This is a genomic window from Caballeronia sp. BR00000012568055, assembly GCF_029439455.1.
Taxonomy (GTDB): Bacteria; Pseudomonadota; Gammaproteobacteria; order Burkholderiales; family Burkholderiaceae; genus Caballeronia.
This window is the reverse complement of sequence record NZ_JAQFVG010000344.1, coordinates 1-16,540: the sequence shown is the minus strand read 5'-3', so window position 1 is coordinate 16,540 and position 16,540 is coordinate 1. Positions and strand designations below refer to the sequence as shown.

Genomic DNA, 16,540 nt, shown 5'->3' with positions numbered 1-16,540 from the left:
GATCAGCACTGCGCCGCGCGCGAATTGAGCCAATTCGGCATCGTCGGGCGACTGTACTTTCAGCACGATTTCGGCGGATAAGGCCGTATGCGCATCAACGATATCCGCGCCCGCAGACGCGTAGGCATCGTCGATATAACTCGCCGGTAAACCCGCGCCGCTCTGCACCGATAGCCGATGCCCCTGCGTCACCAGTTTCTTGACCGTCTCAGGCGTGGCAGCGACGCGCGCCTCGTTCGCCCGCGTCTCTGCGGGTACGCCGATAATCATGCTGTCTCCTCCCTGCGTGAATGCGTTGCGAATCAGAACTTGTGACGCAGACCGATGGTCGCTTCGAACACCGAATTACTGCCATAGAAAGGCTGATTCGAATTCGGCAGGCCCGCAAGCGTGGTCCATGCACCCGTCAGATGGTTATAGTCGATGCCCACATACACATCGGTCCGCTTGCTGAACAGATAATCGAGCGTTGGCCCACCCGTGATGCGCGTGCCACTCGATCCGCCGTGATGCACGAAGTCGAGATAGACCGGCAGGTCCAGCACGATGGATGGCGTGATGTAGTAACCCACCGCAATCGAGAACGAATCGTTTCGATAATCAGCCGGATAAACGTGGCTATAGATATACGAGCCGTACAACTTGGCATTGCCGAGCGCATAGGTCGCGCCGATGGTGAAGACCTTCTGCGAACTATCCGGAATGGTGACGCCGAAATACGTGCTGCCGTAGGCCGTATTCGCAGGCGTAAGCCCGCCGATGTTATTGATGATCTGGTACGCCGCGCCCACGCTCAGCGGACCGCGATCGTAACTGAGGCTCACTGCGGGCGATGAGTTCTGGTGCGTATTGCCTGCCACACCACCGAAGGTGTACGCGCCGCGCAGTGTGAACCCGTAGATGCTCGGCGAGGTGTAGCGCACGGTGTTATCGAGTCGTCCGCCGCCGGTCAGGCCCGCGCCCTGAAAGCCTGTCGTGCCGGTGTAGTTGGAGAACGCATAGATGTCGTGCGTGTAACCCATTTCATGCACGAGCGTGTATTGACGGCCCATCGTCACCGTGCCGTAGGTGGGCGAGGAGAGGCCGACCATCGCGGTGCGACCGAACAGGCGCGCTGTGCCGTTCGGTGTCGATTGTTGCGATACACCCGTGTTCGGCGTGAAGCCCGCTTCGAGCTGGAAGAACGCCTTGAGTCCGCCACCCAGGTCTTCGGTGCCTTGCAGGCCCCAGCGGCTGCCCGACAGTTCGCCGCCACTGCCCATGGTGAAGAGCTTGTCGCCATTGCGATTCGCGTGCGTGTCGAAACGGACGGCTGCATCGATGATGCCGTACAGCGTGACCTGCGACTGCGCATGTGCGGAACCGATACCGCAAATGGCCGTTAGGATGGCGAAGCAAGACTTCTTCATTTTTATTTCCCTTTTGTCGTGACGGATGAAAAGTGTGGGCGCGACTCGATCCGGCGCGCTCTGAAGGCGCGCTCGCGTTTCAAAAACAGTCGAGGCGTGTGACCGGCTGCTTACTTCAATTCACTGACCGCGTGTGCGAGCTTGTCGCAGCCTTCTTCGATGATTTCGATGCTCGTCGCAATCGAGGCACGGAAGTAGTTGGGCGTGCCATACGCCGATCCCGCGATCAGCGCAACGCCGACCGTCTCGAGGAAATACAGCACGATGTCGCTGTCGTTTTCGAGCGTCTTGCCAGCAGGCGTGGTGCGGCCGATCAGCCCCGCGCAATTGACGAACAGATAGAACGCACCGCCCGGCGCCTTGCAACTGAGGCCCGGAATCTTGTTCAGCAGTTCGACCGCGCGATTGCGCCGGCGCTCGTAAATCCGCACGCTCTCAGCGACAAACGATTGATCGCCGGTCAATGCGGCGAGTGCCGCGGCCTGACTGATCGTGCAGGCATTGCTGACCGATTGCGATTGCAGCTTGTCGAGCGCGGCGACAATATCAGCGGGACCGGCTGCATAGCCGATTCGCCAGCCCGTCATCGCATAGGTCTTCGAGACGCCGTTGATAACCACCACGCGGTCGCGCAATGCCGGCTCCACATGCAGCAGATGACGCATCTTGCGGCCATCGTAGCGAATGTGTTCGTAGATATCGTCGGTGAGGATCAGTACGCGCGGATGATCGAGCAAGACATCGGCGAGTGCGCGCAGTTCTTCGGGCGAATAGGTCGCGCCGGTCGGATTGGTCGGCGAATTGAGCATCAGCCAGCGCGTCTTCGGCGTGATGTAGCGCGCAAGCGTCTGCGCATCGAGCTTGAAGTCCTGTTCTTCCGTGGTCGGCACGATCACTGGCGTGCCGTCGCAGGCGAGCGCCATGTCGGGATACGAGACCCAGTACGGTGCGGGAATCAGCACTTCATCGCCGGTATCGACGGTAACGGCCAGCGCGTTGAAGATTGCATGCTTCGCGCCACAGGTAACGATGATATGCGCCGGATCGTAGTCGAGACCATTTTCACGCGAGAGCTTTTCGGCAATGGCCTGACGCAATGCAGGCGTGCCCGCCGTCGCGGTATAGCGCGTGTCGCCGCGTTCCATCGCTTCATACGCAGCGCGGCGGATATGCTCGGGCGTATCGAAGTCCGGCTCGCCGACCACCAGATTGACGATCTTCTTGCCTTCGCGGCGCAGGGTCGCGGCGCGCTCTGCTGCGGCGCTGCTGGGCGAGGGCTTGATACGTCGAATGCGCGCGGCGATGCGGGGTGTGCTCACGATGGCCTCCTCCAAGGCTCTTGGTCGAGGCCTAAAGGTAAGCGCATGAAATTCCGAGCGCCAAGACATCTTTAAGCTTGGGTCAGAGCATCCGCTTATGACAAAGCGAAGTGATTCCTTAAAAGCGATCACGCGTCCACCATTAATTTGCGGCTGTCCGCGCGGGCCTGCTTCTCCTATGATTCAGGCTCGAGAGACTTCAAAGTAAAAAATCCAGGGCGGAAAACATGAACCTGCGGCGACTCAAATACTTCGTTAAAGCAGTCGATATCGGCAGCCTCACACAGGCGTCCGAAGTGCTGCATATCGCGCAACCTGCGCTCAGTCAGCAACTCATCACGCTGGAGGAGGAGTTCGGCCAGCAACTGCTGGTGCGCACCAAGCGCGGCGTGACCCCGACCGAAGCAGGTTCGACGCTGTATCGACATGCCCAACTGATCCTCAGGCAATTCGAGCAGGCGCAGGCCGATGTCAAGAGCGCGGGGCAGACGCTGTCGGGTCATGTTTCGGTGGGTCTTGCGCCGGGGACGGGTGCATCGGCGTTATCGTTGCCGCTGTTGCGGGCGGTGCGTGCGCGGCATCCGGAGATCGTGCTGTACATCAACGAGAACTTCGGCACCACGCTCAGCGAACTCATCATGAACGGCCGCATGGACATGGCCGTTCTGTATGGCGACAAGCCCGTGCACGGCCTGTCGTTCCAGTTGCTGATGAACGAAGAGATGTTCCTCGTCGCGCCCGCGAGCATGGGCATTGCTGCGGGACAGATCGCGGTGTCCGAATTGGGCGAGGTGCCTTTGCTGTTGCCGCGCCCCTACAATTACCTCAGAAAATATGTCGATGAAGGCTTCGCCCGCGTACAGATGATCCCCAAGGTCGTGGCGGAGATCGAGTCGGCCACCACGCTGGCGGCGGCGGTGAATGCGGGCATCGGCGCGACCATTTTGCCGGCTTCGACCGCGCGTGTGGTCGCGGCGGGGGGCGATACCGTGCAGTGCCGGATCGTGTCGCCGGTCATCAAGATTCCGCTTTCACTGTGCCTTTCGGACCATTTGCCGCTGTCGGAGCCGGCCAGCGCGGTCAAGGACATTCTGCTCGAACTCGCCGCCGATACGCTCGACGCCAGCCAGAGCGCGAGCGTTTCCTCGGAAACATAAGCGCCGCTTATCACGGCAAAGCCAAACCATCTTGGCGCTAAAAATTCCGCCCGGATACATTGAGTCCATAGCAAAGCCTCTTTGCGTTACGGACTCGACATGGATTTGCAGCGAATAAAAGCGTTGATCGATCTGCTTGCGCAGTCGCCGCTTGCCGAACTGGAACTGATCGAAGGCGACGACCGCGTGCGGCTCGTCAAAACCGCAGTCGCCAGCGCGCAAGCGGCCAGCGCCGTCAAGGTCGCAGACACCGAAGAAGCAAAAAAGCACGAGCAGCCGGAAACCGCTGCATCGATCGGAGAGGCGCACACGCTCGTCGCGCCGATGTTCGGCGTTGTGCATCTCACGCCCGCACCGAACGAAGCTGCGTTCGTCAAAGCGGGCGATGTCATCGCACAAGGGCAGGTGGTGTGCACCATCGAAGCGATGAAGATGTTCAACGCGATCGAAGCCGATTGCGCGGGCACGCTGATCGAGGTGCTGGTGAACGCAGGCGATGAAGTGCAGTCCGGCCAGCCGCTGTTCACAATTCAGCCCGCTGCGGGGAACGATCATGTTTGAGAAAGTGCTCATCGCCAATCGCGGCGAGATCGCCTTGCGCATTCAGCGCGCATGCCGCGAACTGGGCCTCAAAACCGTTGCGATCCACTCGGAAGCCGATGCCGAAGCACGTTACGTGCGTTTGGCGGATGAGTCGCTGTGCATCGGTCCTGCCGCGCCCGGTCTCAGCTATCTGAACCGCTCCGCCATTCTGCTCGCCGCTGAAGTGACCGGTGCGCAGGCCGTGCATCCCGGCTATGGCTTTCTGTCGGAAAACGCGGACTTCGCCGCACAGGTCGAAGCAGCGGGCATGAGCTTTATCGGACCGCGGCCCGAGTCGATCCGCATCATGGGCGACAAGGTCGCAGCCAAGCGTGCGATGCGCGAAGCCGGCGTGCCCTGCGTGCCCGGCCCCGACGGCGGCCTGCCCGATGATCCCGCCAGCATTCTCGCCATTGCCGACGAGATCGGTTTTCCTGTGATCGTGAAAGCAGCGGGCGGCGGCGGCGGACGCGGCATGCGCGTGGTCAAGGCCGCAGGTGATCTGCTCGATGCAGTGAACGTCACGCGCGAAGAAGCGCGCCGCGCCTTTGGCAAGCCGGAGTTGTACATCGAAAAATTTCTTGAGCATCCGCGGCATGTCGAGATTCAGGTGTTGTGCGATACGCACGGCAATGCGCTGTGGCTCGGTTCGCGTGACTGCTCGCTGCAACGGCGTCATCAGAAGCTGCTGGAAGAAGCGCCTGCGCCGGGCATCGATCGTGATTTGATCCGGCGCGTGGGCGAGCGTTGCGTCGAGGCATGCAGGCAGATTGGCTATCGCGGCGCGGGCACCTTCGAGTTCTTGTTCGAAGATGGCCAGTTCTACTTCATCGAAATGAATACGCGTTTGCAGGTGGAGCATCCGGTGACGGAGATGACCTCGGGCATCGATATCGTGCGTGAGCAGTTGCGCATTGCGCAGGGCCATGCATTGACCATCACGCAAGAAGATATTCGCGTGCAAGGTCATTCGCTCGAATGCCGCATCAATGCAGAAGATCCATTCACGTTCCTGCCGAGTCCGGGACAGGTATCGCACTGGGAGATTCCGGGCGGCAACGGCGTGCGGGTCGATTCGCATCTGAGTGCGGGCGCGCAGGTGCCGCCTTATTACGACTCGCTGATCGCCAAGATCATCACGCATGGCGCAAGCCGCGACGAAGCGCTGAGCCGCATGCGCGTGGCGCTGGCGGAGATGCGCGTGGAAGGCATTCGCACCAACGTCGCGCTGCATCGATCGATCCTCGATGACGACGGCTTTCGCGCTGGCGGCGTAGACATTCATCATCTTGAACGCTGGCTCGCAGCGGGGAGAACGGCATGACCGCGCTTATCGAACGTACGCTTCGAGCGAGCGAAAACAGCGAACCGGTGAGCACGCACGCGCTTGCCGAAGCCGCGCCGCGCATCAGCCTGCTGGGCACCACGGGCCTATTGTTCGAGGCGCCCGGCGAACTCGATCTGCCCACGCAACAGCGCATCTGGGCGCTGAGTCACAAGGCTTCGACATGGCCATCAGTGCGCGAAGCGGTGCCAGGAGTCTCGAACCTGATGCTGATTTTCGATACCCCGCCGCGCGATATCGATTCCCTCACGCACGCCCTGCGCGATGCATGGGCCGAAGGTCAGGCGCTGCAACTCGAAGGCAAGGTCGTCGAACTGGGCGTGGAGTATGGCGGCGAACACGGCCCGCATATGGCCGATGTGATCGCGCATACGGGCTTGTCCATCGACGATATCGTGGCGATTCATACTGCGCCCCTGTACACGGTCTATGCGCTCGGCAGTCATCCCGGCTACTGCTACCTCGGCGGCATGGACCCGCGCATCGCCACGCCGCGGCGCAAGGTGCCGGTGCTGAAGCTGCCCGGCGGCGCGGTATCGATCGGTGGCGTGCAGACGGGCGTATCGGCATCGGCGGGGCCGAGCGGCTGGAACACCATCGGCCACACGTCCATGTGTTTCTTCGACCCGACCCGCGACGAACCCGCGCTGTTCGCTCCGGGCGACATGATTCGGTTCCGTGCCGAGAGGATCATCCGATGATCGAAGTGCTATCGAACGCCGCGCTCGCGACGATTCAGGATCAGGGACGCGACGGCTATCTGCGCTACGGCGTCGGCACTTCCGGCGCGATGGATCGGATCGCGCTGGCTGTCGGCAATCTTCTGCTCGGCAACGACATCGATGCAGCGGGCATCGAAATTCCGATGTTCCCGTTTCGCGTGCGCTTCACGGCAGATGTCGCGTTCGCCGTGACCGGTGCGGATTGCGCCGCGCGACTCAACGATCGCCCGGTCCTGCCGTGGTGGACCTTGCAGGCGCGCAAGGACGATGTGCTGACGCTCGGTGTGCCGACATCCGGCGCGCGCTGTTATCTGATGCTCGCAGGCGGCGTAGATGTGCCCGTGGTGCTCGGTTCGCGGAGCACGCAATTGCGCGGCGAATTCGGCGGACTCGATGGCCGCGCGCTGCAAAAGGGCGACGTATTGAGCGCGGCGGCATCGCCTTCAGCGCCGCATGATGCGCACGCAGGCTTCGGCGTGACCTCGCCATTGCGCACCTTGCCGCAAGGCATGGCCATGCCCACGGCCGCGCCGAACGAGACGGTCGTACGCGTGCTGCCCGCAGCGGAATACGAAGCCTACGACGATGCATCGATCGAAACGTTCTGGCGTGAAAGCTGGAAGGTCACGCCGCAAAGCGACCGCTACGGCTTTCGGCTCGAAGGCCATGCGCTCAGGTCGCGCAGGCCGCTGGAAATGCGTTCGCACGGCATCGTTCCGGGTGTGATCCAGGTGCCGCCGAGCGGACAGCCGATCATTCAATTGCGCGATGCCCAGCCGACCGGCGGTTACCCGAAGATCGGCACGGTGATCGAAGCGGACTTGTGGCGGCTGGCGCAGGCGCGCATCGGCACATCGATCCGCTTTGCGAAGACCACCTACGACGAAGCGCTCGATGCGCAGGAAGAGCTGCAGTGGTATCTCAACAAGCTGAGGCAATTGATCGGCCTTCATCGCAGCGCGCCCAGGCTTCCGACATGACGACACACAACACACTGGACATCGGCGAGCTGCGGCAGATCGCGGGCTGGCTCGAAGCGGCGGGCGTGGGCTTCATCGAAATTGCGCGCGGCGATAACGTGGCGCGCATGACGCTGGGCGGTGCAGTATCGAAAGTTGCGCCTGTAACGACAAAAGCGGCCGCACAGCCGCAGCAGCACATAAGAGCCCTTCATGCAGGGCGTTTCATGAAAACGCATCCGTCACGCACGAGCGCAATCGCCGATGCAGGCGCGCAGGTCAAGGCGGGCGATATCGTCGCCATCGTGCAAGTGGCCGAACTCTGTTTGCCGGTGATCGCGCCCGCCGATGGCGTGCTGGGCGAATGGCTCGTGGAAGAAGGCGCCACCGTGGGGTACGGCGCCGCGCTGGCGGCATTGACCTGAGAGGGAACAACGTGCAAATCGATCTGAACGCCGATCTCGGCGAAGGCTTCGGCCCGTATCGCATGGGCGAAGACGAAGCGATGATGGAGATCGTCTCGTCCGCGAACGTGGCGTGTGGCTATCACGCGGGCGATCCCGTCATCATGGACAAGACCGTGCGGCTGGCGCTGGAAAAGGGCATCGATATCGGCGCGCATGTGGGCTTTCCCGATCTGCTCGGTTTCGGCCGCCGGCAGATTCAGGCCGATCCGCTCGAACTGGCGAAGTACGTGCTGTATCAGATGGGCGCGCTGGCGGGAATCGCGAAGGCAGTGAACGCAAAGCTCACGCATATGAGCTTTCATGGTGCGCTCGGCAATATGGCGGCGGCATCGTATGAACTGGCCGAACCGCTGGTGCGTGCGGTGTCGGAGTTCGATCGCGAGATCGTGATCAGCGTCTCGACGAATACGCAGATCGAACGCGCGGCGGACAAGCTCGGCATGCGCGTGGCCAACACGTTTCTCGCCGATCGCGCCTATGACGACGAGGGCAATCTGGTGTCGCGCAAGCTCGAAGGCGCGGTCATCAAGGATCGAACGGCCGTGCTGGCGCGCGTGCAGCAACTGCTCGACGACGGCACCGTGACCACGCATTCCGGCAAGCGTCTGAAGATCGCCGCGCAATCCATTCTGCTGCATGGCGATACACCCGGCGCGGTGGAACTGGCGCGCACGGTGCGCGGCGCGATCGAATCGGCGGGCGGGCGCGTGGTGCCCTTGTCCAGGTTGATCGCGTCATAGCACGCGCTTATCTCACCAAAGACATTCCGTCTTGGCGCGGGCCGCAGCGCCCGCGTACATTGATCTCAACACCCGACACCCAACATTTCAAAGGAGCATTCGATGCCGTTCTCCGACTACAAAACCGCACTGGTGACGGGCGCTTCGACCGGCATGGGCGCGGCCATCGTCGAGCGATTCTGTCGCGAAGGGCTGGAAGTACATGCGCTGGCGCGCAACGCCGAACGTCTGAACGAACTCGCCGAACGCACCGGCTGCATTGCGCATGCCATCGACGTGACCGATCTCGATGCCGTCACGAAGCTCACGAAAGAAGTGCCATTCGATATCGTGGTGAACAACGCGGGCGTGTCGCGCAAAGGCTCGATCCTCAATGCCGACGTCGGCGATATCGACGTGCAGGTGGAAGTAAATTTGCAGGCCGTGCTGCATCTCGTGCGTCTCACCATGCCCGGCATGGTCGAACGTGATCGCGGGCATATCGTGAATATCAGCTCGATTGCGGCGATCTACAACTTCGGCGGCAACTCCATCTATCACGCGACCAAGGCGGCCATTCATGCGCTGTCGCGTCAATTGCGAGTCGATGCCACCGGCAAGCGCGTGCGCGTAACGGAAATCTGTCCGGGCCGTGTGGCGACCGATATCTTCGGCCACGTTCATGGCGATATCGACGCGGCGCGCAAGCAGTTCATCGACGGCTTCGAACTGCCGCTGCCCTCCGATATCGCCGATGCCATTGCGTTCGCCATTGCCGCGCCGCTCGCCGTGAACATCAGCAACATGGAGATTCTGCCGACGCTGCAAGTGCCCGGCGGTCTCACGACGATCAAGCGCGAAGACTGAGCGCACGAGATTTAGTCAGTACACCATTCAGGAGATAGCTTTATGCGTGCTTCGGTGCTGGTTACCCGCGCATCCTTTCCCGATATCGTCGATCGACTGCGTACGCACTTCGACGTCAGCGACAACCCGTCCGATACGCTGTGGACGCAGGACGAACTCATCGAACGTCTGCAAGGCAAGGACGGCGCGATGACGGCGGGCAGCGACCGCATCGACGCACGTCTGCTCGATGCGTGTCCGCAACTCAAGGCGGTATGCAATATCGGCGTCGGCTACAACAATGTCGATGTGGCCGCCTGCACCGAACGCGGCGTGCTGCTCACCAACACACCCGACGTACTGACCGACACCACCGCCGACTTCGGCTTCGCGCTGATGATGGCCGCGGCGCGGCGTATTACCGAATCCGAGCGCTACGTGCGCGACGGCAAATGGATCACCACGGGCCGCTTCGATATGCTGCTCGGCGCGGATATTCACGGCGCCACGCTCGGCATTCTCGGCATGGGCCGTATCGGCCAGTCGATTGCGAAGCGCGGCGCGCATGGCTTCGGCATGAAGGTGATCTATCACAATCGCACGCCGCTCGCGCCCGAGGTCGAAGCGCAATGCGGCGCGCGTTATGTCGAGAAAAGCGCGCTGATGCGCGAGTCGGATCATCTGATTGTGGTGGTGCCGTATTCGGCCAGCTCGCATCACGCCATCGGCGCGGCGGAGCTTAGGCAGATGAAGTCGTCCGCGACGCTGACCAATATTGCACGCGGCGGCGTGGTCGATGATGCCGCGCTGGCGGCAGTGCTGAAGGAAGGCGGCATCGCGGCGGCAGGGCTGGACGTATTCGAAGGCGAGCCGCGCATTCATCCCGAACTGCTTGCGTGCAGCAATGTGGTGCTGACGCCGCATATCGGCAGCGCATCGGTGGCGACGCGTCGCGCGATGGCGCGTCTCACGGTCGATAACCTTGTCGCTGCGCTGGGCGCAGGACCGGATGCAGGCCGGCCGCCGACGCCGGTGAATCCGGAAGTGCTGCGCACACCGGCATAGAACATGGAACGTATCGGCAGGGTCTTCGCGAGAAGCTCTGCCGAGCTTGTTTAAAAGCATCGGATGCGCTCGACAGAAGCGCGCCGCGCATCAGGAGACATGTGATGAAAACCCCTGCACGCAAGGCTCGAAACGCCATTCGCGCCGATCATTTTAGAAACTTATCGCACCAGAAGAAAGACGTCTGAAACGCCATTTTTGAGCAGGCTAGTATGAATTCGTGGCAAGCAAAACACTTTGCCGAACGAATCGATCTCTCTGGACGTGCGATATGAAACTTCACTTTGACATGGCTAGCGTGCTGCAGGGCGACTATGGCGCGCTGTTCCTGCACGGTATCGAACTGACGCTCGCAATGACCGCGCTGGCGTGGGTACTCTCGCTGGTGGTGGGGATTCTGCTCACGCTGATCCGCATGACGCAGTCGCGCGTTGCCACGGCCTTCGTTTCGACGTATGTGGCCTATCACCGCAATGTGCCGATGCTGGTGCAGATCCTCTTTTGGTACTTCGGCATTGCAGCCATTCTGCCGGGACCGGTGCAGGACGTGCTCAACGACTACAACGGCCAGTTCCTGTTCGCGGTGATCGCCATCGGACTGTGCAGCGGAGCGTATCTTTCCGAGGACATTCGCAGCGGCTTGCGGGCGATTCCGTTCGGGCAGTTCGAGGCATCGCGGGCGCTGGGGCTGAACTTCTTCAAGACCATGCGACATGTGGTGCTGCCGCAGGCGCTGCGCAACGCCATTCCGCCGATGGTCAATCACGCGGTGCTGCTGTTCAAGAACACCAGTCTTGCGATGGCGATCGGCGCGGCCGAGCTGACTTACGTGACGCGCAAGATCGAGAACGAGACCTTTCTTTCCTTCGAGACGTATCTGGTCGCAACGATCGTCTATCTGCTGATCTCGCTTGCCATCATGCTGGCCGGTGCGCGCGTGGCTTCGCACTATCGCATTCCGGGAGTCAAATAATGCTCGACATCCTGCGCGACAACTGGGCGCTGCTCGTCATCGGGCAGTATCCGCACGGGCCGCTAGGCGGCATTGTGGTCACTATTCTGCTGTCGCTGTGTGCGCTCGCCATTGCGTTCCCGCTCGGCATTCTGGTGGCGCTGGCACGCACCAGCCGCTTTCAAGTATTGCGCGCGCCCGCTACCGCGCTCGTGTATGTGGTGCGCGGCGTGCCCTTGCTGATGGTGATCTTCTGGGTCTATTTCCTTGTGCCGGTCTTGACCGGCTATCCGGTGACGGGCTTCGTCACCATGCTGTGCGCGCTCGTGATTTACGACTCCGCGTATCTCGGCGAGATTATTCGCGGCGGCATGGAAGCCTTGCCGAAGGGGCAGACGGAAGCATCGCGTGCGCTCGGCATGAGCTACATGAAGACCATGCGCTGCGTGATCCTGCCGCAAGCACTCTATAACGTGGTGCCGAGCATGGTCACGCAGTTCGTATCGACCATCAAGGAAACGTCGCTGGGTTACATCATCAACGTGCAGGAACTGTCGTTCGCGGCGGACCAGATCAACAACCGTCTGATGACGAAGCCGTTTCCCGTCTATCTGATTACCGCGCTCAGTTACTTCGTACTGTGCTACGCGCTCACGCAACTCGCGCATTACCTCGAACGACGCATCACCCGCAAGCGCGCAGGCCGTGCCAGCAAGCCACGCCGTGGTGCGAGCGAGCCGCTCGTCGAAGCCGTCGCCAGTGAAAGCTGAACCCGGCACTCAAGTCAAAGGAACCGTGATGATCAAGTTTTCTGCCGTGAACAAGTGGTATGGCGAGTATCACGCGCTCGTGGACGTGAACGCCGAAGTGAACAAGGGCGAAGTGGTGGTGGTGTGTGGCCCGTCGGGCTCCGGCAAATCGACGCTGATTCGCACCGTGAATCGGCTCGAAGCCATCAACGACGGCACCATCTCGTTCGATAACCAGAACATCTACGACAAGAAGCTGAACCTCAACGCGTACCGCAGCCGTATCGGCTTCGTGTTTCAGCAGTTCAATCTGTTTCCGCATTTGTCCGTGCTCGACAACATCACGTTGTCGCCGATGCGCGTACGCGGCATCAAGCGCGCCGCAGCAGAGAAGAAGGCCGCCGATCTGCTGGCGCGCGTCGGTCTGTCGAACAAGGCGCAGTCGTTTCCGGGTCAGTTGTCGGGCGGACAACAGCAGCGCGTAGCGATTGCACGCGCCCTCGCCATGGACCCGCCCGCCATGCTGTTCGATGAACCCACCAGCGCGCTCGATCCCGAGATGGTCGGCGAAGTGCTCAGCGTAATGAAAAGCCTCGCGCAGGACGGCATGACCATGATGTGCGTCACGCACGAAATGGGCTTTGCGCGTGAAGTGGCCGACCGCGTGTGGTTCATGGATGCGGGGCGAATCATCGAAACGGGCAAGCCGGACGAGTTCTTTTCGAATCCGCGTCACGAACGCGCGAAGCGTTTTCTCTCCGATCTGCGTGCGCACTGAGCAAGCGGCATCACATCATTCATCTCTCGAAGCGAGGAGTATCACGATGCAGTTCAAGTCGGTTATTGCAGGCATGGTGGCGCTGACCAGCATCGCCTTTTCGATCACGCCGGCGCAGGCGGACCAGCTCGCGGACGTGAAGAGCCGTGGCACGCTCAATTGCGGCGTTTATTCGAATGTCGAGCCGTTCTCTTTTCCGAATCCGAACACGCGGCAACTCGAGGGTATGGACGTGGATCTGTGCAATGCCATCGCCAAACAAATGGGCGTGAAGGTCGCCTTGCAGCCGCTTGCAGTGGAGGCGCGTATCCCGCAGCTGAAGCTGGGCCGCGTGGATATCGTGGTGGCGAATCTTGCTTATACGAAGACGCGCGCCACACAAGTCGCATTCAGCGATGCTTACTACTCCACCAAGGAAGTGCTGGTCGTGAAAAAGGAAGACGCCAACAAGAAGCTGGCCGATTTCACCGGTCTCAAGATCAGCGCCGCCGATGGCTCGACATCCGCACAATCCATTCCGCTGTCGATCAAGAACGGTCAGGCCGTCACCTTCCACGATACAAGCTCCGCATTTCTCGCGTTGCAGCAGGGCAAGGTCAAGGGCTTCGTGACCAATCAGATGACGGCGACGAAAATTTCGAAGCAGGTGCAGGGCACGGATGGCGCAGTGGCCATCGCTTCCGAACCGATGCTGATCGAACCTATCGCCGTGGGCCTCAAGCTCGACGAACCGAACATGCTCGCAGCCGTCAACAAAACGCTGAATGCGCTGGAACAGAGCGGCGAAATGTCGGCCATCTTCAACAAGTGGCTCGGACCGAACACGGAGTTCGGCCTGACGCGCACCGACAAGGTCACGCCGATCAGCCAGCTCAAATTCACGCCGGTATCGTAAAACAAGGGCTTTTCTATCAGGAGACTCAGACTTGAACCACGTTCTCAGGATGTTCGATCTCACCGGGCGCACCGCGTTGATCACCGGATCGAGCACGGGTATTGGCTTTGCGCTGGCGCGCGGGCTTGGCGGCGCGGGTGCGCGCGTGGTGCTGAACGGGCGCAACGATGCGCGTTTGCAGAGCGCGGTGCGTCAGTTGCGCGAAGAGGGTATCGATGCGCAGGCAGCGGCTTTCGATGTGACGTCGCCTGCCGATGTGGCGTCGGCGATCGAGAAGATCGAACGCGAGATCGGGGCGATCGATATTCTCGTCAACAACGCGGGCATGCAGCGCCGCGCGCCGCTCGACGAGTTTTCGCACGAGCAGTGGCGCGAGTTGATGCAGACCAATGTGGACAGCGTGTTCCTCGTCGGCAAGACCGTGGCGCGTTTCATGATCGGGCGCGGCGCGGGCAAGATCGTCAATATCTGCTCGGTGCAGAGCGAACTGGGACGGCCGAATATCGCCGCTTATACGGCGACCAAGGGCGCGGTGAAGATGCTGACCAAGGGCATGGCGATCGACTGGGGACAGCATGGCATTCAGGTCAACGGCCTTGGTCCTGGCTACTTCAAAACCGAGCTTACGCAGGCGCTGGTCGATGACGAAACCTTCAGCAAGTGGCTGATCGGCCGCACGCCGTCGCGCCGCTGGGGCGATGTCGAAGACCTCGTTGGCGCAGCGGTATTCCTCGCCAGCGACGCGTCGAAGTTCGTCAACGGCCACATCCTTTATGTCGATGGCGGCGTCACCGCAACGCTGTGATGCGCGCCATTTCCGAATCCGACACGATACCCTTATGAGCGACTACAAAGCCCTTCGCAAGAACACGTCCGCGGCGCAATGCGATACACGCATCATCGAGGCATTGCACGACATTCCTGTTTCGACGATGAGCGACAGCATGCATCGCAACATCGGCACGGTGGGACTGTCGCCGTATCATCAGGCGACGAAGCAGACCATGGCGGGCACCGCCGTGACCGTGCGTTCGCGCGGCGGTGACAATCTCGCGTATTTACGCGCGCTGGAATTCTGCCGCCCCGGCGACGTGCTGGTGATCGATGCCGGCGGTGATCTGAACAACGCCGTGGTCGGCGGTATTCTGACGTTCTATGCCGCAAAAATAGGGGTCGTTGGCGTGATCGTCGATGGCGCGATCCGCGATGTCGCCGAGATCCGTTCACGCGCCTTTCCGGTCTATGCGCGCGGTGTCACGCATCGCGGCCCGTACAAGGACGGTCCGGGCGAGATCAACGTGACGGTTTCGGTCGGCGACATGGTGGTGAATCCCGGCGATGTGATCGTCGGCGATCAGGACGGCTTGCTGGCGATTTCGCAGGACGATGTCGAGCGTGTGTTGGCCAAGGCGCGTGAGGTGCTAGCTGCGGAAGCGCGCACCATTGCGGCGATGGAAGCGGGTCAATGGGATCGCTCTTTCATCGATGCATTGGAGGCACGGTGTAATAACTGATGCGATGTTTGGGGCGGCAGATCGATCGCACCCGGCATGATGAGATGGAGTATCGAAGTGTTCGGGGGCACACGACGCCTTCATCTGTTGATGCAAGTCTTCGCAACCGAACACAGTTTCAACGCTTCCTCGCCGTCACGCGCATTCGTAGAGACGCGATCGGCGCGGCGGTTGGCTTTCTGCATGACTAACGATGTATCGTACCGCCTCTTCACAAAAAACATCGTTGCCTTCGAACGCGTTCGCATGCCCGACATTCGGCAACGTTACGTAATCGGCATGTGGACAAAGTCTCAGAAACTCTGCGACGCCCGTTTCACTCACTACATCGGAGTATTCACCGCGCATGAGCAGCGTAGGCAAGGTCAGCTTGCGTGCGCTCGCGCACAGCCGTTGTCGACGGCGTCCCATATCCCGTGGCCATGCGACGAAATGCGGGTCCCAGCGCCAGCGATGATGCTGCTTATCATCGAGCCTCAAGATGCGTGCAGTCTCCGAATGAGCAGCGCGGTCACGCGCTTCGTCTTGACCGAAACAGCGGCGCAGCGATGACTGGATGCGCGCCACGCCCGCAGCTTCCGTCTGCGGCGCGATGTTGACAAGAATGAGAACGCGGGCATCCACATAGCCTTCTCCGACCGCGAGCAGACTGGTCGCACCGCCTGTCGCGGCACCGACCAGCACGGGACGCACCATGCCAAACGACGACGCAATGCTTTCCAGATCGCGCACCATTGCGACCTGGCTATAGTTTGCGTCCGCCGGCCAACCGGAGTCGCCGTGACCACGGGCATCGAACGAAACGGCGAAGAAGCCGGCCTCGCCGAGCATCCTCCCCGTCGCGCTCCATGAGTGACGCGTCTGCCCCGCGCCATGCAACAGAATGACGGGAATGCCCTTGGGATCGCCCCATGAGTCGCCAGCAAGGAGAACGCCGTCTGCGCTCCTCAAGCGATGCATCGGTTCGGAAGCGTTCATGGGACGCGCGCCTGAGTGAATCGGTAATGTCATTCTGATCCGCCTTCTCTTGATCTTGCTTCATAGGGCCGACCCGTTTCAGTC

18 protein-coding genes and 1 pseudogene are annotated in these 16,540 nt (G+C 61.2%); 15 read left to right on the top strand and 4 right to left on the bottom strand.

Annotation, left to right across the window (positions count from 1 at the left end; genetic code table 11):
* The 3 genes and pseudogenes from P7F28_RS29810 to P7F28_RS29800 form a co-directional block, all read right to left on the bottom strand.
* A pseudogene (locus P7F28_RS29810) lies at window positions 1-270 on the bottom strand (NAD(P)(+) transhydrogenase (Re/Si-specific) subunit alpha); the annotation flags it as partial.
* A 32-nt stretch (window positions 271-302) separates the two neighbouring features.
* Window positions 303-1,409, bottom strand: coding sequence for a porin (locus P7F28_RS29805; RefSeq protein ID WP_277188613.1), 1,107 nt, complete (start codon window positions 1,407-1,409; stop codon window positions 303-305).
* Between the two features lie 110 nt (window positions 1,410-1,519).
* Window positions 1,520-2,728, bottom strand: a complete 1,209-nt coding sequence (locus P7F28_RS29800; protein ID WP_277188611.1) for an aspartate transaminase — start codon at window positions 2,726-2,728, stop codon at window positions 1,520-1,522.
* A 227-nt stretch (window positions 2,729-2,955) separates the two neighbouring features.
* Between P7F28_RS29800 and nac the strand changes: the two genes are divergently transcribed.
* The 15 genes from nac (at window position 2,956) to P7F28_RS29725 (ending at window position 15,478) form a co-directional block, all read left to right on the top strand.
* Window positions 2,956-3,885 (top strand): nitrogen assimilation transcriptional regulator NAC, encoded by a 930-nt coding sequence (nac, locus tag P7F28_RS29795; protein ID WP_277188609.1) that lies wholly within the window; start codon window positions 2,956-2,958, stop codon window positions 3,883-3,885.
* A 99-nt stretch (window positions 3,886-3,984) separates the two neighbouring features.
* The gene (accB, locus tag P7F28_RS29790) at window positions 3,985-4,446 is read left to right on the top strand and encodes an acetyl-CoA carboxylase biotin carboxyl carrier protein (RefSeq protein WP_277188607.1); all 462 of its coding nucleotides are present in this window, start codon (window positions 3,985-3,987) and stop codon (window positions 4,444-4,446) included.
* The gene (gene accC, locus P7F28_RS29785) at window positions 4,439-5,791 is read left to right on the top strand and encodes an acetyl-CoA carboxylase biotin carboxylase subunit (protein ID WP_277188604.1); all 1,353 of its coding nucleotides are present in this window, start codon (window positions 4,439-4,441) and stop codon (window positions 5,789-5,791) included. Before accB ends, accC begins: the two co-directional genes overlap by 8 nt.
* On the top strand, window positions 5,788-6,513 hold the full coding sequence (gene pxpB, locus P7F28_RS29780) for a 5-oxoprolinase subunit PxpB (RefSeq protein WP_277188602.1): 726 nt from the start codon (window positions 5,788-5,790) through the stop codon (window positions 6,511-6,513). The genes accC and pxpB overlap by 4 nt, the downstream gene beginning before the upstream one ends.
* Window positions 6,510-7,514 carry a biotin-dependent carboxyltransferase family protein gene (locus P7F28_RS29775; RefSeq protein ID WP_277188601.1) on the top strand — a complete coding sequence of 335 codons (1,005 nt, stop codon included), beginning with the start codon at window positions 6,510-6,512 and terminating at the stop codon, window positions 7,512-7,514. Before pxpB ends, P7F28_RS29775 begins: the two co-directional genes overlap by 4 nt.
* Complete coding sequence (locus P7F28_RS29770) at window positions 7,511-7,918, top strand: biotin/lipoyl-containing protein (protein ID WP_277188599.1); 408 nt, start codon at window positions 7,511-7,513, stop codon at window positions 7,916-7,918. The genes P7F28_RS29775 and P7F28_RS29770 overlap by 4 nt, the downstream gene beginning before the upstream one ends.
* A gap of 11 nt (window positions 7,919-7,929) precedes the next feature.
* Complete coding sequence (locus P7F28_RS29765; RefSeq protein ID WP_277188597.1) at window positions 7,930-8,700, top strand: 5-oxoprolinase subunit PxpA; 771 nt, start codon at window positions 7,930-7,932, stop codon at window positions 8,698-8,700.
* A 102-nt stretch (window positions 8,701-8,802) separates the two neighbouring features.
* A complete protein-coding gene (locus P7F28_RS29760; protein WP_277188595.1) occupies window positions 8,803-9,546 on the top strand; it encodes an SDR family oxidoreductase in 744 nt (247 codons plus the stop codon).
* 42 nt (window positions 9,547-9,588) lie between these two features.
* The gene (locus tag P7F28_RS29755) at window positions 9,589-10,590 is read left to right on the top strand and encodes a D-glycerate dehydrogenase (RefSeq protein WP_277188593.1); all 1,002 of its coding nucleotides are present in this window, start codon (window positions 9,589-9,591) and stop codon (window positions 10,588-10,590) included.
* 271 nt (window positions 10,591-10,861) lie between these two features.
* Window positions 10,862-11,563 (top strand): amino acid ABC transporter permease, encoded by a 702-nt coding sequence (locus P7F28_RS29750; protein ID WP_277188591.1) that lies wholly within the window; start codon window positions 10,862-10,864, stop codon window positions 11,561-11,563.
* Window positions 11,563-12,312 carry an amino acid ABC transporter permease gene (locus P7F28_RS29745; protein ID WP_277188589.1) on the top strand — a complete coding sequence of 250 codons (750 nt, stop codon included), beginning with the start codon at window positions 11,563-11,565 and terminating at the stop codon, window positions 12,310-12,312. The genes P7F28_RS29750 and P7F28_RS29745 overlap by 1 nt, the downstream gene beginning before the upstream one ends.
* A gap of 28 nt (window positions 12,313-12,340) precedes the next feature.
* The gene (locus tag P7F28_RS29740; protein WP_277188587.1) at window positions 12,341-13,069 is read left to right on the top strand and encodes an amino acid ABC transporter ATP-binding protein; all 729 of its coding nucleotides are present in this window, start codon (window positions 12,341-12,343) and stop codon (window positions 13,067-13,069) included.
* A gap of 46 nt (window positions 13,070-13,115) precedes the next feature.
* Window positions 13,116-13,964: a transporter substrate-binding domain-containing protein gene (locus tag P7F28_RS29735; protein ID WP_277188585.1), complete on the top strand. Its 849-nt coding sequence runs from the start codon at window positions 13,116-13,118 to the stop codon at window positions 13,962-13,964.
* A 49-nt stretch (window positions 13,965-14,013) separates the two neighbouring features.
* Entirely contained in the window at window positions 14,014-14,769 is a 756-nt protein-coding gene (locus tag P7F28_RS29730; protein ID WP_277188615.1) for a glucose 1-dehydrogenase, read from the top strand.
* 34 nt (window positions 14,770-14,803) lie between these two features.
* Entirely contained in the window at window positions 14,804-15,478 is a 675-nt protein-coding gene (locus P7F28_RS29725) for an RraA family protein (protein ID WP_277188583.1), read from the top strand.
* Between the two features lie 135 nt (window positions 15,479-15,613).
* Here the strand turns inward: P7F28_RS29725 and P7F28_RS29720 are convergent, their stop codons facing one another.
* Window positions 15,614-16,456, bottom strand: coding sequence for an alpha/beta fold hydrolase (locus tag P7F28_RS29720; RefSeq protein WP_277188581.1), 843 nt, complete (start codon window positions 16,454-16,456; stop codon window positions 15,614-15,616).
* Window positions 16,457-16,540: the final 84 nt, after the last annotated feature.

Coding starts and splice junctions, on each gene's coding strand:
- P7F28_RS29805 (WP_277188613.1), bottom strand. CDS start 1,409: ATGAAGAAGTCTTGCTTCGCCATCCTAACGGCCATTTGCGGTATCGGT.
- nac (WP_277188609.1), top strand. CDS start 2,956: ATGAACCTGCGGCGACTCAAATACTTCGTTAAAGCAGTCGATATCGGC.
- accB (WP_277188607.1), top strand. CDS start 3,985: ATGGATTTGCAGCGAATAAAAGCGTTGATCGATCTGCTTGCGCAGTCG.
- accC (WP_277188604.1), top strand. CDS start 4,439: ATGTTTGAGAAAGTGCTCATCGCCAATCGCGGCGAGATCGCCTTGCGC.
- pxpB (WP_277188602.1), top strand. CDS start 5,788: ATGACCGCGCTTATCGAACGTACGCTTCGAGCGAGCGAAAACAGCGAA.
- P7F28_RS29775 (WP_277188601.1), top strand. CDS start 6,510: ATGATCGAAGTGCTATCGAACGCCGCGCTCGCGACGATTCAGGATCAG.
- P7F28_RS29770 (WP_277188599.1), top strand. CDS start 7,511: ATGACGACACACAACACACTGGACATCGGCGAGCTGCGGCAGATCGCG.
- P7F28_RS29760 (WP_277188595.1), top strand. CDS start 8,803: ATGCCGTTCTCCGACTACAAAACCGCACTGGTGACGGGCGCTTCGACC.
- P7F28_RS29755 (WP_277188593.1), top strand. CDS start 9,589: ATGCGTGCTTCGGTGCTGGTTACCCGCGCATCCTTTCCCGATATCGTC.
- P7F28_RS29750 (WP_277188591.1), top strand. CDS start 10,862: ATGAAACTTCACTTTGACATGGCTAGCGTGCTGCAGGGCGACTATGGC.
- P7F28_RS29745 (WP_277188589.1), top strand. CDS start 11,563: ATGCTCGACATCCTGCGCGACAACTGGGCGCTGCTCGTCATCGGGCAG.
- P7F28_RS29740 (WP_277188587.1), top strand. CDS start 12,341: ATGATCAAGTTTTCTGCCGTGAACAAGTGGTATGGCGAGTATCACGCG.
- P7F28_RS29735 (WP_277188585.1), top strand. CDS start 13,116: ATGCAGTTCAAGTCGGTTATTGCAGGCATGGTGGCGCTGACCAGCATC.
- P7F28_RS29730 (WP_277188615.1), top strand. CDS start 14,014: ATGTTCGATCTCACCGGGCGCACCGCGTTGATCACCGGATCGAGCACG.
- P7F28_RS29725 (WP_277188583.1), top strand. CDS start 14,804: ATGAGCGACTACAAAGCCCTTCGCAAGAACACGTCCGCGGCGCAATGC.
- P7F28_RS29720 (WP_277188581.1), bottom strand. CDS start 16,456: ATGAACGCTTCCGAACCGATGCATCGCTTGAGGAGCGCAGACGGCGTT.